The organism is Streptomyces alanosinicus, from assembly GCF_014650595.1.
Taxonomy (GTDB): domain Bacteria; phylum Actinomycetota; class Actinomycetes; order Streptomycetales; family Streptomycetaceae; genus Streptomyces; species Streptomyces alanosinicus.
Genome location: NZ_BMVG01000003.1, coordinates 259,876 through 286,270, shown reverse-complemented (window position 1 = coordinate 286,270; position 26,395 = coordinate 259,876). Strand labels below are relative to the sequence as shown.

Genomic DNA, 26,395 nt, shown 5'->3' with positions numbered 1-26,395 from the left:
AGGCGGTGGTGAAGGCCTCCAGAGTGGCACAGCGACCCCGCCGGCGGCGCCGGACGCGGTCGGGCGCCCCGGAAGGTGAGGGCGGTCCGGCGCTGCGGATACCTTTGGGTCGTGCAGCCAGCAAGTGAACCCCCCGAGCAGTCCGCCGGTCGCCTCCACCGGGCCCGGGCCCTCTACCGGAACGTCTCCAAGCGCAGGACCGCCTGGCTGCTGCTCAAGGACACCGTCAACTCCTGCATGGAGTACCGCATCCTGGGCCTCGCCGCCGAGGCCGCGTTCTTCACGCTGCTGTCCGTGCCACCGCTGCTGCTCTGCCTCATCGGACTGCTCGCCTACGTCGACACCTGGACCGGTGCCCACACCATCAGGAGCCTGGAGACCAACATCCTCGACGCCTCGCGGACGATCCTGTCCGACAAGGGCGTGAAGGAGATCACCGAGCCGATCCTGCACGACGTGCTGAAGACCCGGCCGGACGTCATCTCCATCGGGTTCGTCTTCGCCCTGTGGTCGGGATCCCGCGCGGTGAACGTCTTCATCGACACCATCACCGTCATGTACGGCCTCGACGGCGTCCGGGGCATCGTCAAGACCCGGATGATGTCGTTCCTGCTGTTCATCGTGGCGCTGCTGATCGGCTCGGTGGCGCTGCCGCTGATGGTGGCCGGCCCGGACGCCGTGGTCCGGGTGGTGCCCTGGTCGGCGACGGTGGTGCAGGTCCTGTACTGGCCGGTCGTCATCGTCCTGTCGGTCGCCTTCCTGACCACCCTCTACCACGTCTCCGTGCCCGTCCGCTCCCCGTGGATCGAGGACGTTCCCGGCGCCCTGGTCGCGCTGGCCATGTGGGTGCTCGGCAGCATCCTCCTGCGGATCTACCTCGTGCACACCATCGAGGGTGCCACCATCTACGGCTCACTCGCCGCGTCCGTCGCCGTACTCCTGTGGATCGGCGTGTCGGCCTTCGCCGTCCTCGTCGGCGCGGCCGTGAACGCCGCCATCGACCGGGTCTGGCCCGCCGCCGCCACGGCCGCCGCCCGCGCCGCCAACGAGCGGATGCGCGAGGCCCAGGTCGTCGAGTACGTCGCCCGCGCCGCGGCGGCCCGCGAAGCCGACCCCGACGACCCCGACATGCCGTCCGAGTTCCCCGAACGCTGGTCCCGCTTCCTGCCCCCGGAGGACGTCACGGCCCGCCTGCGCACCCACGCCAAACACGTGGAACACGCGCACAAGGCGCACGGCAGGCATCCGCACGAGGACGACGGCCGGCATCCGCACGAGACGGGCGGGACGGGGGGGACGGCACACCCGGAGAAGTGACCTGTGCGCCGTCCGCAGACGTGACCTGTGCGGCGTCACGGCCGGCCCCGGCCCTCAAGCGGGACCCTGCGCCGCCTCAGACCGCCCACGCACCGGCCGCCGCGGCCTCGCGCGCGTAGTCCCCGAAGTCCCGTGGCGCGTGCCCCAGCACCTGCCGTACCCCCTCCGAGACGTGCGCGTTGTGCCCGTCGAGCAGGGACGCGAACAGCTCGACCAGGAACTCCACCTCCTCGGGCGACACCCCGAACCCGGCCAGCCGCTCCCCGTACTCCCGCGGCGACACCGCCCGGTACGTCAGCTCCCGCCCTGTCGCCGTCGCGACCTCGGCGAGTGTCCGGGCCGCCCTGCGTGTCCTGGATGTTCTTGGTGTTCTGCGTCATGTCCGTCAGTCAACTGCCGTGCGGGGACGGGCGACATCGCCGAGCCGCTCGCGCCCATAAGCGTGCGTCTACGTGTCTACGCTGCCTTCATGGACGCACTCGCAGGCCTGCTGGACGGTCCACGCGCGCACGGCGCCTTCATGATCCGGGCGTGCTTCGATCCGCCGTGGGCCGTGCGGGTGGCGGACGAGGCGCCGCTGACCGTGATGCTCATGGCGCGCGGCACCGCCTGGATCACCCCCGACGGCGACCACGTGCCGTGCGGCTCGGCCCCGGCGACCTGGCCATCGCGCGCGGTCCGGACCCGTACACCTGCGGCGACGAGGCGGACACCGCCCCGCAGGCGCTGATCCTGCCCGGCGGCGAGTGCCATTACCCCGACGGCACCTCCCTGAACGGCTCCATGGACCTGGGGGTGCGCACCTGGGGCGATCGCCCCGACGCCGCCACGGTCATGCTGATCGGCACCTAGCTGATCGGCACCTACCTGATGCGCGGTGAGATCCACGGCCGCCTCCTCGACGCCCTGCCGCCGCTCGTGACCCTCCCCGCCGAGGTGTGGGACTGCCCGCTCACGCCCCTGCTGGCCGAGGAGATCGTGCGCGACGAACCCGGCCAGGAGGTCGTCCTGGACCGCCTGCTGGACCTCCTGCTCATCAGCGCGCTGCGGGTCTGGTTCTCCCGCCCCGAGGCGGCGGCCCCCGCCTGGTACCGGGCGCTGGCCGACCCGGTCGTCGGCCGCGCGCTGCGCCTGCTGCAGGACGATCCGGCCCACCCGTGGACGGTGGCGGCGCTCGCCGTCAAGGCCGGGGTGTCCCGCGCGGCCCTCGCCCGCCGCTTCCGCGACCTCGTGGGCGAACCCCCGATGTCCTATCTGACCGGCTGGCGGCTCGCCCTCGCCGCCGACCGCCTGCGCGACACGGACCTCACCCTCGACGCCATCGCCCGCCATGTCGGCTACGGCAGCGCCTTCGCCCTCTCCACCGCCTTCAAGCGCGTGTACGGCGTGAGCCCGCAGGAGCACCGGGCGGGCCGCGGCGGCCATGGGGGCCACGAGGGCCCCGGGGGCGACGGGGGCTATGGGGGACGGCCCTGAGGGCAGCGCCTCAGATCTCCACCCTCGGTTCCACCTGCTTTCCACCCGGCTCTCCACCCGTGCTCCGATCCGCCCGGCACCGCTGCGGATCTAGCGTTTTCCGCAGGCCGGCGCGGTGCGGCCGGAGACGCGAGGAGACGAGGGACGTGGCGGACGTGGCGGACGTGGTGGACATGGCGGATGTGGCGGATACGGCGGACACGACGAGCCGGTTACGACGGCCGGGCGTGGGGGAGGGCGACGCGGAACCGAAGAGCGGTACGGCGGCCTACGGCCCGCTGCTCTCCATCGCCATCGACCTCGTCGTGCCGCTCCTCGTGTACTACGCGGCCCGCGCCCTCGGTGCCGGACAGGGACCGGCGCTTCTGCTCAGCGGCGCGCCATCGGCTCTGCGGCTGGTGACCGGAGCGGTGCGCCGGCGCCGGATCGACGGGGTCGACCTGTTCTTCACGGTGCTGCTGGCCGCCGCCGCGCTGGCCACACTGATCGGCGGCGGCCCCCGGATCCTGCTGTTCAAGGACGCGGTGCTGTCCCTCGTGGTCGGCGGCTGGATGCTCGGCACCGGTTTCACCGGCAGGCCGCTGGCCTTCCAGCTCGGACAGCGACTGCACCGGGGTCCGGTGCCCGGTGCCCGGGAGCGGATATGGCGGGACTCCGCCGAGTTCCGCCGGGGACTGCGCGTCCTGACCGTGACCTGGGGAGCCGGGCAGGTGCTCGACGGCGGCGTCGGCACACTGGCCGCCGCCACCCTGCCCACCGACAGCGTGCCGCTGCTGACCCGGGTCGTCTCGCTCCTGCTGCTGGCCCTGACCGTCGCGGTCACCGCCGCCTACGCCCGCCGCTTCCGCACCCGCCACGGTCTCCCGCTCTTCGGCGTCCCCGACGGCGGCATATGGTCCACCCCGGGATCACCGCGTCCGGCCTCCCACGGGGCGGCACCAGAGCCGAGCGGGCGGTCGTAGGGCGCGGCGCTCGGAGGGCGAGGCGCGCTCGGACGACGAGGCGCTCGGGGCGGGTGTTCACGGCGCGGGTGTTCATGGGACGGAGCGCAGGAAAGGTGCTTGGGGGACGGGGCACAGGACAGGTGCTCGTGGGACAGCCGCCTAGCACTGGGACGCGGGGCGGGCGTCCTGGCCGGCCGGCGACATAGGCTGGCACCTGTGTACGCGGAGCGGATGTCCCGGCTGACGGGCGCGGTCGTGTGGACGAACACCCCGGACGGGGCCGGCGGCGGGCCCGTGCTGCCCGACGGCTGCATGGATCTGCTCTGGAGCGAGGGCCGGCTGCTGGTCGCGGGCCCCGACACCCGCCCCTACGTCCCCGGGGGACCGCCCCGCTCCTGGGCCGGCGTCCGTTTCTTCCCCGGCACCGCGCCCGCACTGCTCGGCGTCCCCGCGCACGAACTGCGCGATCTTCGGGTCGACTTGGAAGACCTCTGGCCCGCCGACCGGGTCCGGCGCCTGGCCGACCGGGTCGGGTCGGCGTCCGACCCGGCGACGGCACTGGAGGACATCGCCCTGGAACAGGCCGCGCGGACCATGGCTCCCGACCCGTTGCTGCACCGGCTGGTGGAGCGCCTGGACGAGGGCCGCCCGGTCTCCGCGACGGCCGCCGAACTCGGCATCGGCACGCGCACATTGCACCGCCGCTGCCTGGGCGCGTTCGGCTACGGCCCGAAGACCCTGGCCCGCATCCTGCGGCTGCGGCGGGCGCTGGCGCTGGCCCGCGCCGGGACGCCGTACGCCGAGACGGCGGTGCGTGCCGGGTATGCGGACCAGTCCCATCTCTCCCGTGAGGTACGGGAGTTGACGGGGATGCCGCTCGGGGAGCTACTCGGCGCCGGGTAGCGGGGCGAACAGGTCGACACCGTTGCCGTCGGGGTCGTGCACGGTGGCGTACCGCTGCCCCCAGAACGCGTCCCATGGCTTCAGTTCCCCGTGGTGGCCGGCGGCCACCAGGTCCGCGTACAGCGCGTCGACCTCGGCGGGCGAGCCGCATCGGAAGGCGAGCCCCACGCGCCCACCGCCCTCGGGCGGCCGCCAGCCGGAGTGGAAGGAGCGGACGGTGTCCTCGGTGTCCAGGGCGAGCACCAGTCCGCCGGGCAACTCGGCCTCGACATGCGGCTGTTCCTCGGCGCCGGGAGGGAAGACCAGTCCGAGGCGACGGTAGAAGGCGAGCGAGGCGGCCAGATCGGAGGCCACCACGCCGATCACGGCGAATCGTGCAGTCATGCGATCACCGTAGGGGGGCGGCCGCCGGCCGGTCTTGAAGGAATCGGACACCTCGGGGGCGCGCCGCGTGGTCCACGGCCCACGCTCCCGGGCCCGCCCACGCCCCCGGCTCGCGCCTCAGCCGAAGCTGACCGGCCCGTTGGGGGTGTCCACGGTGAAGGACAGGGCGATCGGGCCCGGGGTGAGTGCCAGCCCGGTGCCGAGGGCCGCGAGCGGTCCGCGTGCCTGCGCCGGGTCCGGCACGGTGGCGGCCACCTCCAGCAGCGGGGTGACCGGCAGACCCGAGTCCGTCGGGTGGCGGGAGTCGCCCCAGTCGATCAGGAAGGGGACCAGGCCGGAGGGGTGTGCGTGGTCGGCGTCGGTCAGTCGCCAGCGCAGCACGGTGCCGTCCGGCGTACGGCGGCTCATCGGGCGCACCGGCCCGGGGTCGTAGCCCCGGGCGCGGGCCGTCCTGATCGCCGACTCCAGGTCGGGCGGGCTGATCGCCCAGGTCAGCGTGCGTGGCCCGGTCAGCCGGCTGATCCCGAACGGCCGGGGCACGGCGGGTTCGGGCTGCTCGGGGTCGGGGCCGATGATCTCCAGATAGCTCCGGCCGCCCAGCCCCACCAGATGGTTGCGCGTGCCGAGGCCGGGGTGCGCACCGCCGGGCGCCGGTGTCACACCGGTCCGCAGTGCGAAGTCGGCGACCGTCGTCACCAGGTCGGGCGTGGCCAGGACGAGATGGTCCAGGAGCGGGGGAACGGCATTCATGCCCGGCGAGGCTACGGTCACCGGCGGGGCCTTTCAAGGGAGTTGTTCGGGTGGCCCGCCCCGCACCGTGCCGGGCGTGACGTTTCTGCGGTGAACCCGTTGCGCCATTGAGGTGAGTAAAGCTGGCGTACATGGATGGTCACATGAATATCTATAGATACTCATGTCTTGGTAAAGGACGTCGAGACGCGTCGGCCATCCGGCCCCGCGCCCCCCACCCAACAGGAGGAGCCGGCCATGACTTACGGCAAAAAGCTGCGCGAGCGCATCGCCGGGCCCGGGACCACACCGCTGATCGGCGTGTACGACATGTACTCGGCGTCGATCGCGGCCAAGCACTACGACGGGATGTTCGTCTCGGGCTTCGGCTTCGCGGCCTCGTACTACGGGCTGCCGGACATCGGATTCATCGCCTGGCCCGACATGGTGGCCTTCGTCCAGCGGCTGCGGGGCGCGTTCCCGCACCATCACCTGCTGGTCGACATCGACGACGGGTATGTCGACGCCGAGGTGGCGTGTCACGTCGTCGAGGGGCTGGAGCGGATCGGCGCCTCCGGCGTGATCCTGGAGGACCAGAAGCGGCCCCGGCGCTGCGGGCACGCCGACGGCAAGCAGGTGCTGCCGCTGGAGGAGTATCTGGAGAAGCTGCACCAGGTCCTGGAGACCCGTGAGGACCTGGTCGTCGTCGCCCGGACGGACGCCACGGACGAGAAGGACATCCTGCACCGCGCCGAACGGCTGGCCGCGACCGACGCCGATGTGATCCTGGTCGACGGGGTGCGCAGCATCGAGTGGATCAAGCGCATCCGTACGGTCGTCGGTGCCAAGCCGCTGCTGTTCAACCAGATCGCCGGCGGCAAGTCACCCCGTCTGTCGCTCGGTGAACTGGCCGACCTGGGCGTCGATGTGGCGATCTACAGCACCCCGTGTCTGTTCGCCGCGCACGAGGCGATGGACTCCGCGCTGGCCGGCCTGAAGGCGGCCGACGGCCGGCTGCCGGAGGTGGACCCCACGAGAGGGATCGGCGTGAAGGCCTCCACCGCGCTGCTGGAGCGCAATATCGCCCGCGAGCGACGCACCCCCGAGGGCGTGGGCGTGTGAACGGTGCCGTACCCCGGTGGGGGCTTGCCGCGGCGGCCGCCGCCGCGCTGGTCGGGGCCGCTGCCGCGCCCTCGGGCGCGAGCGCGGACAAGAGCCTGATCACCGTCATCGACAACTCGAACGCCGACTCCTGGCTGGAGGTCGACCGCGCGGCCAATGTCCAGGCCGGCAGCGGCACCGCCGGCAGTGACCACGACGGCAGCGCCGTCGACGTGGTCGAGGCCTTCATGGGCGCCGCCGGTCACCACGGCGAGGGCTGACCGGCCGGTGATCCCCGATAACAACCGGGAGCGAGGACGGCCGGGCCTTCGCGGTGTCGAAGCGGGGCGCCGCACATGGCCGAGCCGGTCCAGGGTCTCGATGACCCGGCGACGGGCCTCCGGCGCCACGTCCTCGCGGCCGTTGACCACTTTCGACGCGGTGGGCACCGACACCCCCGCCTCCCGGGCCAGCACCGCCAGGGTCGGCCCGGCCGGCACGTGTGTACTCCCCGCACGGACCACGGAAACAGCCTCTCCGGCCTGCCCTCTTCCGGGGCCCGCCCACCGGCGCAGAAAGCGCTTCCTGTGATAGATGCGAGGCAACACGGACGTGAGGACAAGGGAATTCACCGGACGGTACGCCGAACGGCCCAGTGCCGGGCCTGTGCGCCGGAATACATCGGCGCACTGTGATGCTCTGATGTTGACGGTGCAGTCGGCGTGGCGGTGCAGAACGCAGGAGCACGGTGAAGGGCTGGTGGGCGATGACGGCAGACCAGACAGGCCCCGTGGTCAGAACGCCCCACGGGGCCGTACGCGGCCGCTACGAGAAGGGCATCGCGGTGTTCCGGGGCATCCCGTACGCCGCCCCGCCCGTCGGCCCCCTGCGGTTCCGGCCGCCCGAGCCGCCCGAGTCCTGGGACGGTGTGCGCGAGGCCGGCGCCTTCGGTCCGACCGCGCCGAAACCGCCGTACTCCGAGGCGTTCGCCCAGTATCTGGCCGACCCCGAGATCCCCGGCGACGACTGCCTCAACCTCAACGTATGGACCCCCGAACCGGACCCAGGCGCCCGTCTGCCCGTCCTGCTCTGGCTCCATGGCGGCGCCCTGACCAGGGGATCCTCCGCGGTGCCCGTGTACGACGGCAGCACCTTCGCCCGGGACGGCGTGGTCTGTGTCTCGATCAACTACCGGCTGGGGATCGAGGGCTACGGACTGTTCCCCGACGCACCGCCCAACTCCGGACTGCGCGACCAGCTCGCCGCCCTGCGCTGGGTCCACGAGGCGATCGGTGCCTTCGGCGGCGACCCCGGCCGGATCACCCTGTGCGGCCAGTCGGCCGGTGCGATCAGCGCCGGCGCCCTGCTCGCCGCCCCGCAGGCCCGTGGGCTGATCCGGCGGGCGGTGCTGCAGAGCGGCCCGCCCGAGGTCTTCGACCGCGACAAGGTACGGCGCATGGTGCGTCGTATGGCCACCCGGCTGAGGATCCCCGCCACCGCCGAGGCCTTCGCCGCCGTCGACCGTGATCTGCTGCTGCACACCCAGGCCGAGGTCGGCCGGCTCAGCAGCCCGGTGCTCGGCGGACCCGCCTTCGGGATCGTCGTCGACGGCGATCTCGTGCCCGGCGACCCGCTGCAGGCACTGATCGACGGGGACGCCGCCCCGGGCGTGGAACTGCTCATGGGCTGGACCCGGGACGAGTACCGGCTGTGGCTGGTGCCCGGCGGACTCCTCGAACACGTCGACCGGCTCGGCCCCGTCTCCCTGGCCGGAGCCATGGCCCGCTGCCGCACCGGCCACGAGGTGCCCCGCGGCTACCGCGCCCTGCACCCGAACGCCGGCACCGCCGAGATCGTCGGCCAGATGGTCACCGACCATCTGCTGCGCATCCCCCTGCACCGCCTCGCCGACTCCCGCCCCGGCACCTGCCACCTCTACGAGTTCGCCTGGCCCTCCGGCCTCCCGTCCCTCGGCGCCTGCCACGCCCTGGAACTGGGCTTCGTCTTCGACTCCGGCGCCATACCCGCATCACAGAAGCTGGCCGGCGAGGGCGCCCCACCGGAGCTGTGCGCAGCGATGCACGGGGCCTGGGTCCGCTTCGCCGCGACCGGCGACCCCGGCTGGGAGCCCTGGGACGCGTCGCACCCCGTGCGCATCTTCGGCGACGGTGGGCCGTACACCGCGTACGGCCCACGGGACGCGGAGTTCGCCCTCTGGTCCCCCGCCACCACCGTCCCCGAACCCGCCCCGGCCACCGACACCGACGACCGCCCCCCGAGAACGGAACTGACGGCAGCGGTACGGCGCCTGCGGAGGTCGGTCGCCGCCAGGCGCCGCTGACGCGCAGCACCGCCACAGGTGTGAGGGCGAGCCGGCGAACCTCACCGGCCGCCGGAGGCGATCCCCGCGATGCCCTCCGTCCCCACCCGGCAGCACCCCCCGATCAGCCGGGCGCCCGCCGCCCGCCACGCCTCGACCTGCCCTGCGTCGAACGTCGTCCTCCCGGTCCAGGCGCGCGCCTCGGCGTCCCAGGTCTCCCCGCTGTTCGGATAGACCACGACCGGCTTGCCGGTGACCCTGGACGCGATCTCCACCGCGGCTGTCACGTCCCGCGGCGCACAGCAGTTCACGCCCACCGCGATCACCTCGTCCACCTCCGCGGCCGGGGCGAAGGCCTCCTCCAGAGGCTGCCCGGCCCGCGTGTGCCGGCCCTCGACGGTGTACGACAGCCACGCCGGCACCCCCAGCCCGCGCACCGCTTCGAGCAGTGCGGCGCCCTCGTCGGCGTCCGGCACCGTCTCCAGCGCGAGCACGTCCGGCGCGGCGGCGGCCAGCACCTCCATGCGCGGCCGGTGAAAGCGCGCCAGTTCCGCCACGCTCAGTCCGTACCGGCCGCGGTACTCGGAGCCGTCCGCGAGCATCGCCCCGTACGGCCCGACCGAGGCCGCCACCCACAGCGGCCGGTCGATGCCCTCGTCCCTGGCCCGCCGGGCGGCCGCACGGGCGAGGTCCACGCTCAGCGCGAGCAGCCGCGCCGCGTCGTCATGGCCGATGCCGCGCCGCGCGAACCCCTCGAAGGTGGCCTGGTAGCTCGCGGTGATGGCCACGTCCGCGCCCGCCCGGAAGTAGGCGAGATGCGCTTCGGTCACCGCTTGTGGCCGCTCGGCGAGCAGCCGTGCCGACCACAGCTCGTCGCTCAGGTCGTGTCCGGCCGACTCCAGCTGGTTGGACATGCCGCCGTCGAGGACGAGCACCCTGTCGGCGAGGGCGTCGGCGAGGCCGGGGGAGTCGGTGCGGCCGGAGGAGGTGTCGCTGGTCATGCCACACACAGTGGATCAACCTGAGAGCTAAATCAAAACATGGCAAAGCCAAATGATCGCCGTCGCCGACGGGCTCACGGTCAGCGTGGCCGCGGGGCGCAGCGATGTCGCCGCGCAGCTCAGCGGGCGCGGGGAGGACGAGCGCAGCCGCGTGGTCAATCTGCGGGTCGGAGCGATGACCGGGAACGTGCCGATGCTCGCACGACCCGACCCATTGACCCCGCACCGGCACACCCTTACCTTTTCGACGTTCGGAATCACAGATGCCGTTCGGGATATCGAAAATGAGCGGCATTCATCGACACCGGCCGAGAGGCAGTCCGTATGAGCCGCGAGCACGATCTGCCCGAAGTCCCCAGCCGCAGACTGATGTTGAAGGGCGCCGCGCTGGCCGCGGGCGCCCTGGCGGCCGCGCCCGGCGCGGCGTGGGCGGCGACCCCGGCCGCCGGCACCCCGAGAGCGCGCGCCTTCAGGAACCCCCTGGCCCCGCAGCGCGCCGACCCGCACATCACCCGCCACACCGACGGCCACTACTACTTCACGGCCACGGTCCCCGGGTACGACCGCATCATCCTGCGCCGCTCGCGCACTCTGAACGGCCTCGCCACGGCCGCCGAGTCCGTGATCTGGCGGGCCCATACGACCGGCCCGATGGGCGCGCACATCTGGGCGCCCGAGCTGCACCGCATCGGCGGCAAGTGGTACATCTACTTCGCCTCGGCCCCCGCCGAGGACGTGTGGGCGATCCGCATCTGGGTGCTGGAGAACGCGCACCCCGACCCCTTCAGCGGCACCTGGGTGGAGCGGGGCCAGATCCGCACCGCCTGGGAGACGTTCTCCCTCGACGCCACCACCTTCGAGCACCGCGGCACCCGCTATCTGGTCTGGGCCCAGCACGAGCCCGGCATGGACAACAACACCGCGCTGTGGATCTCCGCGATGGCCGACCCCTGGACCTTGAGCGGCCCCCAAGTGCGCCTGTCCACCCCCGAGTTCGACTGGGAGTGTGTCGGCTTCAAGGTCAACGAGGGCCCGTACGCGCTGCAACGGGGCGGTCGCGTCTTCCTCACCTACTCGGCCAGCGCCACCGACTACCACTACTGCGTCGGCCTGCTCACCGCCGACGCGGACAGTGACCTGCTGGACGCGCGGAGCTGGTCCAAGTCCCCGGTCCCGGTGTTCACCAGCAATGACGCCACCCGTCAGTACGGCCCCGGCCACAACTGCTTCACCGTCGCCGAGGACGGCCGTACCGACATCCTCGTCTACCACGCCCGCCCCTACAAGGAGATCACCGGAGACCCGCTGAACGACCCCAACCGCCACACCCGGATCCAGCGGCTCGGCTGGAAGCCGGACGGTACCCCGGACTTCGGGATCCCCGTCGCCGACACGGCACCGTGAGGCGGAGCGCGCGTGAGTGAAGGTCGCCCAGGCCACCGCCGTCACATCAGCAGGTCGATGGCGTCGATCGCCGTGCCCGCGCTGAGATGGCCGGTGGTCCCCGAACCGCTCACCACGTCGATCCTCAGCACGTTGTACCGGCCGGTGTCCGTGAGCCACGCGCTCGCCGGGACGCTGTACGTGAACGTGTGGTTGTTGCCCCGGTACGAGCCGACCGTCAGGGACCGGGTGCTCGGCTGGGCGGGCGGGGAGGGGACCGCCGAGGTCCAGGTGCCGTTGACCGTGACCTGCGGGCGGCCGTTCGCGTACGCCGTCGTCACGCCGATTCTCAGGGTGTGCGCGGCGGCGGCCTGGGCGGCGGTGAGCCTGAAGTAGACCAGCAGACCGCTGTTGACGTCCTTCCACAGGTAACAGGGGAAGGCGGACGTCTCGGAACCGCTGCCGATCACCACGTTCCCGGTCCAGGTCGAGGCCCGTGCGTCCGAGGGGTGCGCGTAGGTCATCAGGTCCGCGTTCTTGAACCCGCCCGGTGTGCCGTCCCAGTCCCCGATCCGCCAGACGACGCTCGCGTTCGACGGGTCGTTGGACGACGGGACGGCGATCGTGCCGAGGGTGGTCGTCGCCCCCGCGGACACGGTCACCTGAGCGGTGCGGACCGCCAGCTCGCCCTTGTACACCGTGAGCGTGTAGCTGCCCGGCAGGACCCTGGACATCGAGAAGTAGCCGTCGCAGGCGCGTGCCGTACCCCAGTACTGGGCCGCCGGGCCCGCGAGCCCGACCGTGTAGGTGTACGCCGTGTCCCGGCCGGTGATGCCGACGCCGGCGACCCGGCCCCGGCCGTTGTCGGGGACATAACCGGAGATGCCGAGCGCGTCGGCCCACGCAGTGGTCAGGGTGCCGTGGTACAAGGCGGAGGACGGCGCGCCGCCGTCCGTGAAGGCGATGACGTACGGGCCCTGCAGGCCGAAGCGTTCGGACTCGGTCTGGTTCTCGCCGTAGTAGAGGACCTCGTACAGGCCGCCGCCGTCGGTGCCCTGATGGCGCAGGAGCGAGCGGTAGAAGGGGCCGCCGGAGGCCTTCTCGTGGTTGCTGCGGACGATCCACAGCCCGACGCCGCCGGCGGTCCAGCCGATGTAGTCGTAGTCGATGACGCGGCGCTTCGAGTAGTGCTTGGAGCGGGTCTGGCCGTCGGACTTCGCGAACACGTCGGAAGCCTCGACGGTGCTGGTGGTGTACGTGTAGGAGTCCGGTTCGTCGTCGCGGAACAGGCCGGCCTTCACGCGCACGATGTACCGGGTCGCCGTGACCGAGGAGTCGGCCTTGTTCGTCCACAGATAGATGTTGTTCTCGCCGCTGCGGGCCGCGTAGTAGTGCCGCAGCGTGCCATGGGCGACGGAGATCAGAATGGTCGGGCCGGACCGGGCGAGTGTCACCGTCGAGGCGCCGAGGCCGGATTCGATGTGCGAGTTCTTGCCGCCGTAGCCCTGGTACTCGGTGCCCTTGTACACCAGCGAGGTCAGGTCGCCATCGGTCTTGCTGACCTTGAGGACCAGGCCCGCGCCGGTGTCGACGACGTAGTCCGAGCCGTCGTCGCTCCAGCCGAAGCCGGCCGCCGCCGCGGAGCCGGCGAGGGGGCCGGCGAGGGCCGCCGCACCGGCGGCGGCAGCGGTGCCGAGGACGAAGGCGCGCCGGTCGACCGCGCCGTTCGGGGATCCGGACATGGGGGTGCCTCCTTCGGGAGGTCCGGGGAGTGCGCGTGTCTGGCAGGGTGACAGTCGAATCGATTTCGCGAAAGGGCTTTCTCCCCGCAGGACCCGCCAGGAAGGACAGCCACCGTCGTGATCGAACTGCCCGCCGACGACCGCGCGTCGAGCCCGTACACCGGCTACACCCGCGCCCACTGGGAGGCCGCCGCCGATGCCCTGCTGGCCGCCGTCGAGCCCTACGCCACCCCCGACCGCGCCCTCTACCACCTCCCCGGCGACCATGTGAGCCGGTCCGGTCACCTCTCCGACGGACTGGAGGGGTACGCCCGTACGCTGCTGCTCGCTGCCTTCCGGCGCGACGAGAGGGCGCTCGGCCGCTATGCCGACGGCCTCGCGACCGGCCCCGGCGGGGTCTGGCCGCGCATCGGCCACCGCGGTCAGCCGCTCGTCGAGGCCGCGTCCGTCGCCCTCGCCCTGCGGCTGACCCGGCCACTGCTGTGGGACCGGCTGAACGAGGGGGTCAGACAGCGCACCGCCGACTGGCTGGCGGACGCCCTCACCGCCGAACCCTGGCCGTGCAACTGGGAGTTGTTCCCCGTCACCGTGGGCGGTTTCCTCCAGGAGATCGGCCACCGGACGGAGGCGGCCCGCAGGGCGGTCGACCGCGGCCTGGAACGGATCGAGGGCTGGTACCGCGGCGAAGGCTGGTACACCGACGGCGACGGCCGGAAGTTCGACTACTACAACGGCTGGGCGATGCACCTGTACCCGGTCCTGCACGCCTGGCTGGCCGGCGACACCGAGCTGCTCTCCGTGTACGGCGCACGGCTGGCCCGCCATCTCGACGACTACGTCCACCTGTTCGGCGGCGACGGCGCCCCGCTCCGCCAGGGCCGCTCCCTGACCTACCGGTTCGCGACCACCGCCCCGCTCTGGCTCGGCGCGCTGACCGGCCGGACCCCGCTGACCCCCGGTCGGACGCGGCGGCTGGCCTCCGGCACCCTCAGATACTTCCTCGACGGCGGCGCCCTCGACGAGCGCGGTCTGCTTCCGCTGGGCTGGCTCGGCCCCGACGCGTCGCTCGTACAGGACTACTCGGGCCCGGCCTCCCCCTACTGGGCGGCCAAAGGCTTTCTCGGCCTGCTGCTGCCGCCGGAGCACGAGGTGTGGACGGCGACCGAGGAACCCGGCCCGGCCGAACACGCCGACACGGTACGGCTCGTCCCGGTCCCCGGCTGGCTCCTTCAGTCCACGTCTGCGGACGGACTGGTACGGCTGCACAACCACGGCAGTGAGGACGTCCGCTACGACCCCTACTACACCCGGCTCGCCTACTCGACCGCGACGACGCCCGACCCTGTGTCGTACGACAACAGTGTGATCGTCGGCGGCGATCCGGGCCGGACGCGGATCGTGCCGCTCGGCACCGGTGCGGGGTGGATCGCCTCCCGGCACACCGTGTGCGAGGGGATCACCGTCACCAGCCTCGTGCTCGCCGAGGGCGCGGTGGAGGTGCGCGCCCATCTCGTGGCCGGGGCGGATCCCGGGACACCGGTGCGGATCACGGGCTGGCGGGCACCGGACGGGCTCCGCACCGGCCCCCGCACCGGCCTGCGGGCCGAACTGGTGCCGGTGTCGGGCCTGTCGCGAGAGCTGACCGGAGAGACCGGGCCGGGTGCCGGGCCGGGCGGGGCCACGCTGTTCGTGGCGCTCGCCCGGCTCACCGGCGAACCGGACCCGCGGCCGCTCGCGGAGCTGGTCTCCGTCACGGTGGGGGAGGATCGCGAAGTGCGGGTCCGCTGGGCGTCCGGCGTGGAGCACGCCTTTCGGTTCACGGCTTCAGACGGGCGATCCGCAGGCTCGTCGTGGTCGGTGACGCCCCGTTGAGTGGGGTGGCGTAGGACGGGGTGACGGGCGCCTAGGCCCAGGTGAGGGTCCCGTCCTTGAGGACCGCGACATTACCGGTGATCCGCGCGCTCACCACCTTGTCGGCGCTCGCGAACCTTCCGTGGTGCGTGGCGGTCTGCGGGGTGACGGTCCAGCCGCGGCCGCTGGAGTCGGCCGGATTCTTCCTGGCGGACGCGGCACCCCGTGAGGCGAACGCGGTCGCGTACCGGCCGCCCGCCGACCTCCCGGGCCCCGCACGACCGTGTCGGCACCCGCGCGTCTCCCGGCGGCCGTCAGCGGGGTGACATGGACGCCGTCCGCCGCCGTCCGGGCGACCCGGAGGGAGCCGTGCGGCGCGGCCGGGTGGCGGTGCGGCTCCACTGCCGGGCGTTGTGGTGACCGGCCTGGAGACAAGGGAACTTGGCGGGCGGGGGGACGGTCGTGGTGGCGGGCGTCAGGTCCGGCGCGGCGGGTGTGGCGGCGCCGGCCGTGGCGTACCACGCGCCCGCGAGCACTCCGGCGGCGGTGAGAGCGCCGATCGCGGGCTTGCGGGCCGCGCGGCCCCGGCGGTGACCTGAGATACGTCGTGCGAGCGTCATGCCCTGTGGTCGCCGCGGGCGCGGGAAAGGTTGCCCACCTCCATCGTTCGGTGGGTGCCGAAGCGTCCGGTGCCTAGCGTGACCGTATGACCGCACAGCCCCCTGTGACGAAGACCGCCCCGACCCCCGTGACCCCCCTGACCGCGTTCGCCGGGCTCCACGACCGGCCCGGTGTTCCCTTGCTGCTGCCCAACGCCTGGGACCATGCCTCGGCGGCCGCCCTCGCCGCCCGGGGATTTCCCGCGATCGGCACGACGAGCCTGGCCGTGGCGGCGGCCGCGGGCCTGCCCGACGGCGCGGGCGCGACCCGGGAGCAGACGCTGAACCTCGCGCTGACCCTCGGTTCGGGACCGTATCTGCTCTCGGTCGACGCCGAGGAGGGATTCAGCCGGGACCCCGGCGAAGTGGCCGAACTGGCACGGCAGTTGTGGGTCCTCGGGGCGGTCGGGATCAACCTGGAGGACGGGCTGGGGCCGAGCGGGCGCCTCGCGGCGAAGATCGCCGCCGTGAAGGCCGCCGTACCCGGTCTGTTCGTCAATGCCCGCACCGACACGTACTGGTCCGGCGACGGCGACGAGCGGGACACCCTGCGCCGGCTGGACGCCTACCGGCAGGCCGGTGCCGACGGGGTGTTCGTGCCCGGACTGACCGACCCCGGGCGGATCGCCGCCCTCGTCCGGCGGTTCGACATCCCCCTCAACGCCCTCTACGCGCCCACCGGACCCACCGTCGCCCAGCTGGCGGACCTCGGTGTCCGCCGGATCAGCCTCGGCTCGCTGCTGTACCGGCGGGCGCTCGGCGCGGCCCTGGACGCGGCGGCCGGCATCGCCGCCGGCCGCGCCCCGGGCGGCCCCACGCCCGCCTACGCCGAGGTCCGCGCACTGGAGCGCAGTGTGTCGGCGAGCAGGTCGGCGAACGCCACCGGGTGATCCACCGCACCCAGATGCCCGCCCGGGAACTCCGCGAACGCGCCGCCGAGCCGCTCGGCGAGCAACGCGGCCGTCCGGTACAGGAGTTGGCCGCGCGAGTCGGTGCCCGCGGCGACGGTGAGGCCGCCCGGGGGAGCGGTGAAGGACGGCAGATACGACGTGAACGGGCGCAGGACATGGGCCAGGAAGACCCCGAACGGGGTGGCCGGCGCCCCGTCCGCGGGCGGGCGTCCGGGGCCGTCCAGCTGTCGGATCAGCTCGGCCCGCCGCTCCGCCCCGTCCGGCAGCACCGTCACACACGGCGGCTCGTGTGCCACCACGTGGGCCAGCCGCGCGGGGTGGCGGGCCAGCAGGTCCAGGGCGGCGATCCCGCCGGAGCTGGTCCCGAGCACACAGGCGCGCCCGCCCGCCGGGAGCACCGCCTCCAGCACCCGGTGCGCGCCCTCGCTCCAGTCCGCCACCCGCTGCTCGGGCACCGGCAGGCCGAGCCGGCCGTGCGCGAGCCCGAGCGGGTCGTACGTCACCACCGTGAAGCGCGCGGCCAGCCGCTCGGTCAGCGGCCCCAGCCCCATCGGATGCCCGGCGCCGCCCGGCAGGACCAGCAGCACGGGACCGCGGCCCAGGACGTCGTGGTGAAGCTGTTCAGTCATCGTTCTCGGTCTCCCGGGGCCAGTGGGTCAGAGCCAGGTGCAGGGCCTCGACCGCCTTGTCCCAGGAGGCCTGTACGTCCCGGTCCGCGCCGAAGCCGCCGGCGGCCTCCAGGGCGCAGTAGCCGTGGAAGGTGCTGCGCAGCAGGCGTACGGCGTCGGTCAGGTCGGGCTCCCGAAGGCCGTAGGCACGCAGCATGCCGTAGGTGATCTCGGCGGTGCGGCGCATCTCGGGGGAGCCGGCGATCAGGGACTGGTCGATGCGGATCTGGGTGGCCGCGTAGCGGCCGGGGTGCTCCAGGGCGTAGGCGCGGTAGGCGCCGGCGAAGGCGGCCAGCGCGTCCTTGCCGGCACGGCCCGCGACCGCCGCCGAGATCCGGTCGATCAGCTCGCCGCCCGCGTACAGCGCGAGCCGGGTGCGCAGGTCGGCGAGGCCTCGCAGGTGCGAGTACAGACTGGCGTCCTTCACACCGAAGCGGCGGGCCAACGCGGTCAGGGTGACGTTGTCGAAGCCCGCCTCGTCGGCGAGTTCGGCGGCGGCCGTGACGACACGGTCCGCGGAGAGACCCGCTCGGGCCATCCGACACCTCTTCCTTGGGTACCTAGTAACAATCCTAGGGTACCTAGGTTGGAAGGGTGCCGCTCAGCCGATCGGCGCGTACAGCACGCCCAGCTTGTCGATCTCGTCGCCCGCGCGGCCGGTGAAGCCGACGATCTGCCAGCCGGACGGGGCGGTGAAGGTGGCGGCGTCCGAGGTCGCCGTGCCGGCGGACAGTGACCGGCCCCGGTCCGTGGCGAAGGCCGCGGAGAAGATCCGGGTGCGGCCGTCCTTCTGGCCCTCCGTCAGTTTCACCGAGGTGAGATGTTCACCGGTGGCGAGGGTGAGGGAGGCGGCCGTACCGCCGCTGCCGCCGTGGGTGAGGACCGTGCCGTCGTCGTGGGTGAGGGACACCGCGTCCAGCCGGGCGTCGCCGCGCAGGGTGAGGGTGCGCGGGGCGAGGGCGGCCGGGAGGTCGTCGGCGTCGTTGAAGGCCGTACCGTGCGGGCCGCCGAGGAAGTCGCTCGCGCGCAGCTTCGGACTGACCGTGTAGGAGAAGCCGACCGTGTGCGGAAAGTGGTCGGAGAGGTTGCCGCCGCCGGCGTCGAGGAACCTCGCCCACTCGTCGTGGTAGCGGTTCGCGGTGAGCGAGACGAGGTCACTGCTCCGGTACAGGACCTTGTCGACGACCTCGCAGTCGTCGGCCGGCGCCGAGGTCGGGCACAGCAACGGGTCGGCGCCCTGCGCGGGAGCCGTACCGCCCTTGACCAGCCGCACCCAGGCATCGGTGAGGTGGTTGCCGTCGACGAGGGTGCGGATGTTGTCCCCGGTGCGGGTGTAGCGGGTGTTGGTGTCGCCCATGACGATCACCGCGTTGCCCGCCGAGTTGGCCTGGATGAACCGCGACAGCTGGGTGATGTTGGCGCGCCGGGCGGCGAGCGCGTCGTCGGTGTCGTCGGCGTTGGGGTGGAGGTTGTACAGGTCGATGTACACGCCTTCCGCCAGCCGCACCCGGGCCAGCGTGAAGCCCTTCGGCGTCAGGCAGTTGGTGCCCGTGCAGTCGTTCCACTTCACCCGCTCGAAGTCGTCGAAGGGGTAGCGGGACAGGGTGTTCAGGCCGTCGCCGATGCCCGCGCCGCCGCTGGTCGCCGTGCGGTAGGGGTGGTCGTCGCCCGCGTACAGCGCCGCGTGGTAGTTGAAGTCCTCCTGGACGTTGACGATGTCGTAGCCGGCCAGCCGCGGTGAGATCAGCGGGGTGTTGGTGGCCGGATGGCTGGAGCTGAGCCCTTCCGGCAGGCCCGCCACGTTGTACGTCAGCACCGTGAAGGTGCCCGAGTCGGCGGCCTGGGCCTGGGCCGGCCCGCCGGACAGGCCGAGCCCGGCGAGTACCAGCGCACCGGCGCCAAGGGCGCCGAGAAGTCGTCTCATGGGTCGCATGCACCCCATGTTGATCTCAACAGGGCTATATTCAAAGGGTAGTTGAGAAAACTGTTCAACATTAATGCATGACGGGGCGGTGGATGCGCAAGACAGGCCGGAGCGGGGCGGCGGCGCGGGAGGGCGCGGCGGGGCGACCCCTGTGGCGGCAGGGGGACTTCGCCGTCTTCTGGGGCGCCCAGACCCTCTCCGTCCTCGGTGACTCCTTCGCGTTGATCGCCCTGCCGCTGCTGGTGCTGGAGGCCACCGGATCGGTGGCCCGGATGGGGCTGCTGACCGCCGCCGGCGCAGCCGCCTCCGTCCTCGCCGCCGTGTTCGCCGGCAGCGTGGCCGACCGGGTGGACCGGCGCCGGCTCCTCATCACCTGCGACCTCCTGCGCATGGTCCTGTACGGCGTGATCCCGCTCGTCTGGGCCTGCTTCGGCCCGCGCGTCTGGCTGCTGTACACGGTGCTGCCGGTCTGCGAGGCCGTCGGCATGTTCTTCGCCGTCGGCTATGTCACCGTCGTCCGGGGACTGGTCGGCACCGGCCGGCTCACGGAGGCCAACGGCCTGCTGAACGCCACCGCCGCCGCGGCCGGAGTGCTCGGACCGCTGTGCGCCGGGCTCGTCGCCGCCTGGACCGGCCCGGCCGCCGCCGTCGCCGTGGACGCGGCCAGCTTCGCCGCCTCCGCCGGGTGTCTGCGCTGGGTACGGCTGCGCCCCCGGACCGGTGACGACACCCCCGCGCCCGGCCGTGGCACCGTCCGGCAGGATCTGCGCACCGGCGTCGCCTTCCTCTACCGCCACCCCCTGCTGCGCTCGCTCACGGCGCTGCTGTTCGGCTTCAGCTTTCTCACCCTCGGCCTGAACGACCTGGTCATCTACCACCTCAAGCACGACCTCGGGCACGACGACGGCACGGTCGGCACCGTCCTGGCGGCCGGCGCGCTCGGCGCCATCGCCGGGTCCCTGCTCGTCGCCCGGCTGCGCCGGGTGTTCGGCTTCGGCGCCGCCTGGATCGGCGCGGTCGTCCTGTGCGGGCTGACCTGCGCCGGCCTCGGCCGGGTCGGCAGCGTGCCCGCGATCGCCGTCCTCGCCGCCGGCTTCCTGGCCGGCGTCGGCATCGCGGGCACCTGCTCGATGTCCCTGCGTCAGGAGGTCACCCCCGAGCATCTGCTGGGCCGGGTCACCTCCGCCTACTGGACCCTGCAGTACGCCGCCGCCCCGGCCGGCGCCGCCCTCCTCACCTGGGCCGCCGGACGCTGGGGCACCACACCGGCCGCCCTCACCGCGGGCACCGTCTGCGTCCTCATCGCCCTCATCGCCCTCGTCACGCCGATCCGCCGGGCCTGACGGAGAACACGAAGGAGAACTCCGCCGGTTCGGCCTGCAGCCGGTAACGGGGCAGCGGGCCCGGACCGCAGGACTGGGAGCCGATGCCGTGCTGGGCGTGGTCCAGGTTGACCCAGACGGTCGAGTCGGCGGGGACGAGGTCGGTCAGATGGGTGGCGGCGTCCAGCTGCTCGGTGGTCCAGCGGCGGGCGGTCAGGGAGAACACCGGGTCGCCCTCGATGCGCAGTCCGCCCAGCTCCGCCCAGCGGACGTCGATCCGGGCCCCGTTCTCCTGCGGGCGGACGTAGGGCGTCTGCAGCTCGTCCACGGTCGACTGCCAGCGGCCCACCGCCGACGCCGCCCTGGTGTCCGCATACGCCTCGCCGGGGCCGCCGCCGAACCAGCGCACACCGTCGGCCGCGGCCAGCGCCAGACGGATGCCGAGCCGGGGCAGCGGAACCGTCCAGTCGCCCTCGGGGACGGTGGACACGGTCAGCCGCAGCCGCTCTCCGTCCGACGTCCAGCGGTACACGGTCGCGAGGCCCAGCTCCCGCGCGGCCGGCGCCACCCGGGTACGGACCGTCAGGGTGTGCTCGCCGGTCTCCACCGCGTCCAGCCGGTGCCGCATCCGGTGCAGGCCGAGCCGGCGCCACAGCAGTCCGTAGCGCAGGTCGGGCTGCCAGGGGGCGCCGTCGTCGTTGTCGGTGGTGGCCCGCCAGACATCCAGTCGCAGCCCGGAGACGGGCACGTCCCCGACGGCCGTCAGGGCGCCGGTGCGGGCGTCGAAGACGCCGGGGCCGAGGGTGATCACCCCGTCGTCGCCGGCGGCGGGGCGGGCGGTCGCCGCGACCGTCGGCACCCGGGGCTCCGACACCGGCACCTGGCCCCAGGCCACGACATGGTCCTTCGGCGCCCACGCGGTGTCGGTCGCGAGTACCGCCCGGACCGTCCAGCGGGCCTCGCCGGCCGGTCCGCCGGCGGGCGGCGGGGGCAGCTTGACGTCGGCGGACTCGCCGGCCGCCAGCGCCGGCACGGACAGGACGCCGGTCTCGACCGGCTCCCCGTCGACCTCGTACGCCCATGAGAACGCCAGCGCCGACAGACCGGCGAAGTCCTGCTTGTTGGTGATCCGGACCGTGCCGTCGCCCGCGTCACCGCCGATGCCGACCGGTTCGATCACCTTCTTGTACTCCACCAGGCCGGGGGAGGGCCGGCGGTCCGGGAAGAGCAGTCCGTCGCAGACGAAGTTGCCGTCGTGCAGTTCCTCGCCGAAGTCGCCGCCGTAGGCGAACCCCAGCCCGGGATGGGCGATGCCGTGGTCGATCCACTCCCAGACGAAGGCACCCTGCAGCCGGCCGTACGACTCGAACAGCCGCTGGTAGTCGGCGAGCCCACCGGGGCCGTTGCCCATGGCGTGGGCGAACTCGCAGAGAACGAAGGGGAGCCGGCGGCGCTTGAGGCTGCCGCCGTCCAGCTCGCGGCCGATCCGCTCGACCTCGGCGTGGTCGGCGTACATCCGCGAGTACATGTCGGTGTCGCGGCAGGTGGGGTCGCCCTCGTAGTGGACGAGGCGGGAGGAGTCACGGCCCTTGATCCACCGGGCCATCGCGGTCAGGCCCCGGCCGGTGCCGGCCTCGTTGCCGAGGGACCAGATGACGACCGACGGGTGGTTCTTGTCCCGTTCGACCATGCGGGACGCCCGGTCCAGCAGCGCCGGGGTCCAGCGGTCGTCGTCGACGGGGTTGTCCCGCCAGCCCTGCTCGGTGAAGCCGTGGGTCTCCAGATCGCACTCGTCGATCACCCACAGGCCGAACTCGTCGCACAGGTCGAGGAAGGCCGGGTGCGGCGGGTAGTGGGAGGTGCGCACGGCGTTGATGTTGTGCCGCTTCATCAGCAGCACGTCCTCGCGCATCGTGGCGAGGTCCAGCGCGCGCCCCCGCTCCGGGTGCCATTCGTGCCGGTTGACGCCCTTGAACAGCACCGGCCTGCCGTTGACCTTGATCAGGCCGTCCGACAGCTCCACGGTACGGAAACCGATGCGCAGCGGCACCCGCTCGCCCTCGGTGGTCAGCTCGCCGTCGTACAGCGTGGGCGTCTCCGCCGACCACGGTTCGACCGGCACGGTCACGCTCTCGCCGGTCGCGATGTCGATGCCCAGCCCGGCCACGGTGACCCGGCCGGCCACGTCGGAGTCGACACGCAGGGTGCCGGCGCCGGCCAGGTGGTCGTAGGAGGCGTGCACGAAGAAGTCGAGGGCGGCGCCCGCCGGGCGGTGCAGCAGGGTGACGTCACGGAAGATGCCCGGCAGCCACCACTGGTCCTGGTCCTCCAGATAGGAACCGGCCGACCACTGGTGCACCCGGACCGCCAGCACATTGCCGGTCCGCTTCAGCAACTGCCCGACCGCGAACTCGTGCGGCAGCCGGGAGCCCTTGAACTCGCCGAGTTCCGTGCCGTTCAGCCACACCCGGGCACAGGACTCCACCCCGTCGAAGCGCAGGACGGCACCGCCCTCGGCGAGGTCCGGCCAGACCTCGGGCAGTTCGAAGACCCGCAGATGGTCGCCGGTCGGGTTCTCGGTCGGCACCCGCGGCGGGTCGACCGGGAACGGGTAGAGGTGGTTGGTGTAGATCGGGGAGCCGTGCCCCTGCAGGCCCCAGTGGCCGGGGACCTGGATCCGCGCCCAGGCACCGGCGTCGTACCCCGGCGCGGCGAAGGAGTCGTCCTCGGCGTCGGCGGTCGGCGACAGCCGCAGGCGCCAGTTTCCGTTCAGGGACAGGGACGGTGCGTCCGAGGAGGCGTACCAGGCACGGGGTGGCAGCGCCCCGGAGCCCGGTGAGACGTCCTCGACGTAGTCGGTGACGGTGTGCGTGCGGAAGGACATCGGTCTCCTTGGGAGGGGGCTACGCCCGGTCGAAGACGTACGTCGTGATCGAGCGGGCGGCGAGGGTGGCGGCGACGGTTCCGTCGTCGACGGCCGGTTTCGCGACCTTCGCCCAGTTCTCGTCTGCCGAGGTTCGCACCGCCTGCGTGGCCCGCACCGGCGCCTCGCTGGTGAAGCGCAGGTTCAGCGCGGTGTCGGTGGTGTTGTGGTTGTTCACCACGACCACCCACCGGCCGCCGCGTTCGTACGACGACACCTCGACGCCGTCCGGCGCCCCCGTCACGTTGTGCGCGACCGCGCCCGGCCGGACGAACCTGCTGTACTGGCCCAGCGCGTAATAGCGCTTGGTGAAGTACAGCTTCTGGTTTCCGTTCGTCGCGTAGTCGGGGTCGTAGTAGAGCAGGCCGTCGTTCCAGCCCTGGTCGTTGCGGGCGGTCGGATCGGTGCCGTAGCCGCTCGCGAGCGCCACCCACCACTGGAACGCCGAGTCGTGCGAGACCGCGAAGTCCTTGTAGATGATCCTCGACATCAGCAGGGCGTTGTCGATCGTCGGGTCGTACTCCTGGTTCCAGCCCGTGGTGCCCTTGCCGAAGCAGCAGATCTCGGTGGCCCAGGAGGTCTTTCCGAGCGACTTCGATGTCTCGTAGACCTTGCCGAGCCGGCCGTCGTCCGGGTTGTCGTAGGTGTGGTGGGCGAGCCTCGCGACGTACCGGGCCGTGCCCGGCCGGCTGATCCACTGCGGAACTTCGCTGGTGAACTGCGTGGTCCTGCTGGACTCGTCCGCGATGACCGACGTCCTCTGGTGCCGGGCGCGCTGCTCGGCGCCGAGCGCGCGCACGATGTCGTCGCGCTGGTCGACCGGTACCGGCATGCCCTCCTGGCCGCAGTCGGCGAAGCTGTTGTCCGGTTCGTTGAAGGGGCTGATGTAGTCGAGCCGTACGCCCTGCCGCGCGAAGTGACCGGTCACGTCGGCGAGGTACTTCGCGAAGTCGGTCTCGTTCTGGGCCTTCAGCTGCCCGCCGCAGCTCTTGCCGTTGGTCGTCCACCGCGCGGGCGCGCTGTTGACGAAGCCGATCAGGTCCTTGACCCCGTACTTCGCCGCGTACGTCAGAAACGTCCGGCCGCCCTTGTCCTTGCTCCAGTCGTAGGAGCCGTCGGCCCCCAGGAAGTCCTCGGCGGCGCGGGCCGGGGTGGTGACCCCGGTGCCGCCGCCACCGATGTTGTAGCGGTAGGAGCTGAGGTGCAACCCCTGCCGGGAGAACAGGAGTTGCGCGATCCGGGCCTGCACCTTCGGGTCGAAGTGCTGGAGGTCGTCGACCCACCAGGCGCCGGACGCGCCGATGTCGTCGATGGCCTGGGCGGCGTGCGGGGAGACCTCGGCGGCGGCCGGGGCGGCGGTGGCACTCGTGGGCGGGGAGGCGAGCAGGGCTCCGGTGACAGCCAGTGCGGCGGAGGCCGCCGGCAGCAGGGATCTCTTGCGCGGGTGAGGCAGGGGGTGAGACACGTGCATCCCTTCCGTCGTCATGAAGGCGGTGCGGTACGGCTCCTTGCGGGGACGGTGGCGCGCTGGGCGGCGCCGGTCCGGTGGCCGACGGACTGCAGCGCCCCTTCCAGCGCGAACGTGGCCGCGCCGAGGGACACCGGGTCGGTGGGGATCGGGGAGAGGACGATCTCGGTGGCCGCCAGCGGGCGGCGCAGCGTGTGCCGGGCGACGGCCCGGCGGACCTCGCCGAGCAGCGGCTCGCCCAGCCGGGCCGCCACCCAGCTGCTGAGCACGACCACTTCGGGGTTGAGGAGGTTGATCAGATCGGAGATACCGGCGCTCAGGTAACGGGCGGTGTCCTGGACCACCTTGACCGCCACCGGGTCGCCCGCGGCGACCGCGCGGGCGAGCGCGTCGATGGTGGCCGTCTGGTCCTCGGGGTACAACAGCGGGGAGCGCGGGCTCAGTTCGCGCAGATTCCGCATGATGCCCGGCGCGCCGACGTAGGTCTCGACACAGCCGTGGTTGCCGCAGTGGCACAGCCGCCCGTCCAGCACCAGCGTGGTGTGGCCCCACTCGCCGGCGCTGTTGCTCACGCCCCGGTGCAGCCCCCCGCCGAAGGCGAGACCGGCGCCGACGCCGGTGCCCAGGTTGACCACGACCGCGTCCCCGCGGCCCCGCGCGGCCCCGAACCAGAGCTCGGCCACCGCGCACGCGCGCAGCGGATTGTCCAGGTACAGCGGATACGCGATGTGGTCGGCGAGCAGATCGAGCAGCGGTACGTCGTGCCAGTTCCAGTTGGGCGCGTACTCGGCGACACCGGTGTCCCGGTCCACCTGGCCCGGCACGCTCACCCCGACGCCCAGCACCCGGGCCGCCGCCACCCCGGCCTGCGCCACCACCGAGCCGACGGCGGCGGCGACATGGCCGACCACCTGCTCCGGGTGGCTCTCCCCGGGCCGCATGTCCTCATCGGCGCGGGCCAGTACGTTCAGCGCCAGGTCGAACAGCTCGACATGGACGTAGGTCTCCGCGATGTCGACGCCGATCAGCGCGCCCCCCGACGCGTGGACGGCCACCAGGCCCCGGGGCCGGCCGCCGGCGGAGTCCTCGAACCCCACCTCGGTGATCATGCGCAGTTCCAGCAGCTCGCCGACCAGCGTGGCCACCGTGGCCAGGCTCAGGCCGGTGGCGGCGGCCAGCTCCTGCCGGGAGGTGGGGGACTCGGCGATGATCTGGCGCAGCACCTCGTAGCGGTTCGCGGTGCGGATGTCACGTGATGTGCGCTTCATACGGCTGCCCCTCCCATCGGTCCCGTCCTGGCACCGGCACTGGTACCGGCACCGTCGCGGGCGCCAGGCTAGGGGCAGGGAGCGGCTTTCGACAAGGGGTT

At 72.7% G+C, this 26,395-nt stretch carries 22 protein-coding genes and 3 pseudogenes; 12 read left to right on the top strand and 13 right to left on the bottom strand.

The features are described from left to right. Nucleotides 1–111 precede the first annotated feature (111 nt). Complete coding sequence (locus IE277_RS09865) at nt 112–1,317, top strand: YihY/virulence factor BrkB family protein (RefSeq protein ID WP_189950599.1); 1,206 nt, start codon at nt 112–114, stop codon at nt 1,315–1,317. Nucleotides 1,318–1,393: 76 nt separating this feature from the next. On the opposite strand, the gene IE277_RS09860 is transcribed toward IE277_RS09865, so the two are convergent. Beyond that, the gene (locus IE277_RS09860; RefSeq protein ID WP_189950597.1) at nt 1,394–1,600 is read right to left on the bottom strand and encodes a hypothetical protein; all 207 of its coding nucleotides are present in this window, start codon (nt 1,598–1,600) and stop codon (nt 1,394–1,396) included. A 186-nt stretch (nt 1,601–1,786) separates the two neighbouring features. Here IE277_RS09860 and IE277_RS09855 point away from each other — a divergent pair. From IE277_RS09855 to IE277_RS09845, 3 genes and pseudogenes are all read left to right on the top strand, one after another. Then, nucleotides 1,787–2,793: pseudogene (locus IE277_RS09855) on the top strand (AraC family transcriptional regulator). Between the two features lie 146 nt (nt 2,794–2,939). Continuing rightward, entirely contained in the window at nt 2,940–3,755 is an 816-nt protein-coding gene (locus IE277_RS09850; protein WP_229881145.1) for a VC0807 family protein, read from the top strand. A gap of 198 nt (nt 3,756–3,953) precedes the next feature. After that, the gene (locus tag IE277_RS09845; RefSeq protein WP_189950595.1) at nt 3,954–4,640 is read left to right on the top strand and encodes a helix-turn-helix domain-containing protein; all 687 of its coding nucleotides are present in this window, start codon (nt 3,954–3,956) and stop codon (nt 4,638–4,640) included. Here IE277_RS09845 and IE277_RS09840 read toward each other — a convergent pair. Further along, nucleotides 4,623–5,024: a VOC family protein gene (locus IE277_RS09840; protein ID WP_189950593.1), complete on the bottom strand. Its 402-nt coding sequence runs from the start codon at nt 5,022–5,024 to the stop codon at nt 4,623–4,625. The two genes, IE277_RS09845 and IE277_RS09840, sit on opposite strands and share 18 nt — an antisense overlap. A 117-nt stretch (nt 5,025–5,141) precedes the next feature. Then, nucleotides 5,142–5,774, bottom strand: coding sequence for a VOC family protein (locus IE277_RS09835; RefSeq protein ID WP_189950592.1), 633 nt, complete (start codon nt 5,772–5,774; stop codon nt 5,142–5,144). Nucleotides 5,775–6,011: 237 nt separating this feature from the next. On the opposite strand from IE277_RS09835, the gene IE277_RS09830 reads away from it, so the two are divergent. Next, a complete protein-coding gene (locus tag IE277_RS09830) occupies nt 6,012–6,875 on the top strand; it encodes an isocitrate lyase/PEP mutase family protein (protein ID WP_189950590.1) in 864 nt (287 codons plus the stop codon). Beyond that, nucleotides 6,872–7,135, top strand: coding sequence for a hypothetical protein (locus tag IE277_RS09825; protein ID WP_189950588.1), 264 nt, complete (start codon nt 6,872–6,874; stop codon nt 7,133–7,135). The genes IE277_RS09830 and IE277_RS09825 overlap by 4 nt, the downstream gene beginning before the upstream one ends. A gap of 59 nt (nt 7,136–7,194) precedes the next feature. Here the strand turns inward: IE277_RS09825 and IE277_RS09820 are convergent. After that, nucleotides 7,195–7,378: pseudogene (locus IE277_RS09820) on the bottom strand (LacI family DNA-binding transcriptional regulator); the annotation flags it as partial. Nucleotides 7,379–7,620: 242 nt separating this feature from the next. Between IE277_RS09820 and IE277_RS09815 the strand changes: the two are divergent. Next, nucleotides 7,621–9,195 carry a carboxylesterase/lipase family protein gene (locus IE277_RS09815; protein ID WP_189950586.1) on the top strand — a complete coding sequence of 525 codons (1,575 nt, stop codon included), beginning with the start codon at nt 7,621–7,623 and terminating at the stop codon, nt 9,193–9,195. 41 nt (nt 9,196–9,236) lie between these two features. On the opposite strand, the gene mmuM is transcribed toward IE277_RS09815, so the two are convergent. Further along, nucleotides 9,237–10,175 carry a homocysteine S-methyltransferase gene (gene mmuM / locus IE277_RS09810; RefSeq protein WP_189950585.1) on the bottom strand — a complete coding sequence of 313 codons (939 nt, stop codon included), beginning with the start codon at nt 10,173–10,175 and terminating at the stop codon, nt 9,237–9,239. Nucleotides 10,176–10,227: 52 nt separating this feature from the next. Here mmuM and IE277_RS09805 point away from each other — a divergent pair, with 52 nt between their 5' ends. Continuing rightward, entirely contained in the window at nt 10,228–10,503 is a 276-nt protein-coding gene (locus tag IE277_RS09805; RefSeq protein WP_189950582.1) for a hypothetical protein, read from the top strand. Further along, on the top strand, nt 10,500–11,579 hold the full coding sequence (locus tag IE277_RS09800) for a glycoside hydrolase family 43 protein (protein ID WP_189950580.1): 1,080 nt from the start codon (nt 10,500–10,502) through the stop codon (nt 11,577–11,579). The genes IE277_RS09805 and IE277_RS09800 overlap by 4 nt, the downstream gene beginning before the upstream one ends. A 41-nt stretch (nt 11,580–11,620) precedes the next feature. Here IE277_RS09800 and IE277_RS09795 read toward each other — a convergent pair whose 3' ends face one another. Further along, on the bottom strand, nt 11,621–13,300 hold the full coding sequence (locus IE277_RS09795) for a rhamnogalacturonan lyase B N-terminal domain-containing protein (protein WP_189950578.1): 1,680 nt from the start codon (nt 13,298–13,300) through the stop codon (nt 11,621–11,623). 120 nt (nt 13,301–13,420) lie between these two features. Between IE277_RS09795 and IE277_RS09790 the strand changes: the two genes are divergently transcribed. Then, nucleotides 13,421–15,172: a DUF2264 domain-containing protein gene (locus IE277_RS09790; RefSeq protein WP_189950958.1), complete on the top strand. Its 1,752-nt coding sequence runs from the start codon at nt 13,421–13,423 to the stop codon at nt 15,170–15,172. 293 nt (nt 15,173–15,465) lie between these two features. Here IE277_RS09790 and IE277_RS47030 read toward each other — a convergent pair whose 3' ends face one another. Beyond that, the gene (locus IE277_RS47030) at nt 15,466–15,771 is read right to left on the bottom strand and encodes a hypothetical protein (RefSeq protein WP_229881131.1); all 306 of its coding nucleotides are present in this window, start codon (nt 15,769–15,771) and stop codon (nt 15,466–15,468) included. 86 nt (nt 15,772–15,857) lie between these two features. Between IE277_RS47030 and IE277_RS09780 the strand changes: the two genes are divergently transcribed. Beyond that, nucleotides 15,858–16,700 carry an isocitrate lyase/PEP mutase family protein gene (locus IE277_RS09780; RefSeq protein WP_189950576.1) on the top strand — a complete coding sequence of 281 codons (843 nt, stop codon included), beginning with the start codon at nt 15,858–15,860 and terminating at the stop codon, nt 16,698–16,700. Here IE277_RS09780 and IE277_RS09775 read toward each other — a convergent pair. From IE277_RS09775 to IE277_RS09765, 3 genes are all read right to left on the bottom strand, one after another. Beyond that, entirely contained in the window at nt 16,634–17,350 is a 717-nt protein-coding gene (locus IE277_RS09775) for an alpha/beta fold hydrolase (protein WP_189950575.1), read from the bottom strand. The genes IE277_RS09780 and IE277_RS09775 overlap by 67 nt on opposite strands. Next, a complete protein-coding gene (locus IE277_RS09770) occupies nt 17,343–17,927 on the bottom strand; it encodes a TetR/AcrR family transcriptional regulator (protein WP_189950573.1) in 585 nt (194 codons plus the stop codon). Before IE277_RS09770 ends, IE277_RS09775 begins: the two co-directional genes overlap by 8 nt. Nucleotides 17,928–17,990: 63 nt before the next feature. Beyond that, on the bottom strand, nt 17,991–19,313 hold the full coding sequence (locus tag IE277_RS09765) for a jacalin-like lectin (RefSeq protein ID WP_189950572.1): 1,323 nt from the start codon (nt 19,311–19,313) through the stop codon (nt 17,991–17,993). Between the two features lie 92 nt (nt 19,314–19,405). Between IE277_RS09765 and IE277_RS09760 the strand changes: the two genes are divergently transcribed. Continuing rightward, the gene (locus IE277_RS09760; RefSeq protein WP_229881109.1) at nt 19,406–20,656 is read left to right on the top strand and encodes an MFS transporter; all 1,251 of its coding nucleotides are present in this window, start codon (nt 19,406–19,408) and stop codon (nt 20,654–20,656) included. On the opposite strand, the gene IE277_RS09755 is transcribed toward IE277_RS09760, so the two are convergent. The 3 genes and pseudogenes from IE277_RS09755 to IE277_RS09745 form a co-directional block, all read right to left on the bottom strand. Continuing rightward, a complete protein-coding gene (locus tag IE277_RS09755) occupies nt 20,634–23,519 on the bottom strand; it encodes a glycoside hydrolase family 2 TIM barrel-domain containing protein (RefSeq protein ID WP_189950567.1) in 2,886 nt (961 codons plus the stop codon). The genes IE277_RS09760 and IE277_RS09755 overlap by 23 nt on opposite strands. Before the next feature lie 25 nt (nt 23,520–23,544). Next, a pseudogene (locus IE277_RS09750) lies at nt 23,545–25,029 on the bottom strand (glycoside hydrolase); the annotation flags it as partial. A gap of 11 nt (nt 25,030–25,040) precedes the next feature. Next, the gene (locus IE277_RS09745) at nt 25,041–26,294 is read right to left on the bottom strand and encodes an ROK family transcriptional regulator (protein WP_189950565.1); all 1,254 of its coding nucleotides are present in this window, start codon (nt 26,292–26,294) and stop codon (nt 25,041–25,043) included. Between the last annotated feature and the right edge of the window lie 101 nt (nt 26,295–26,395).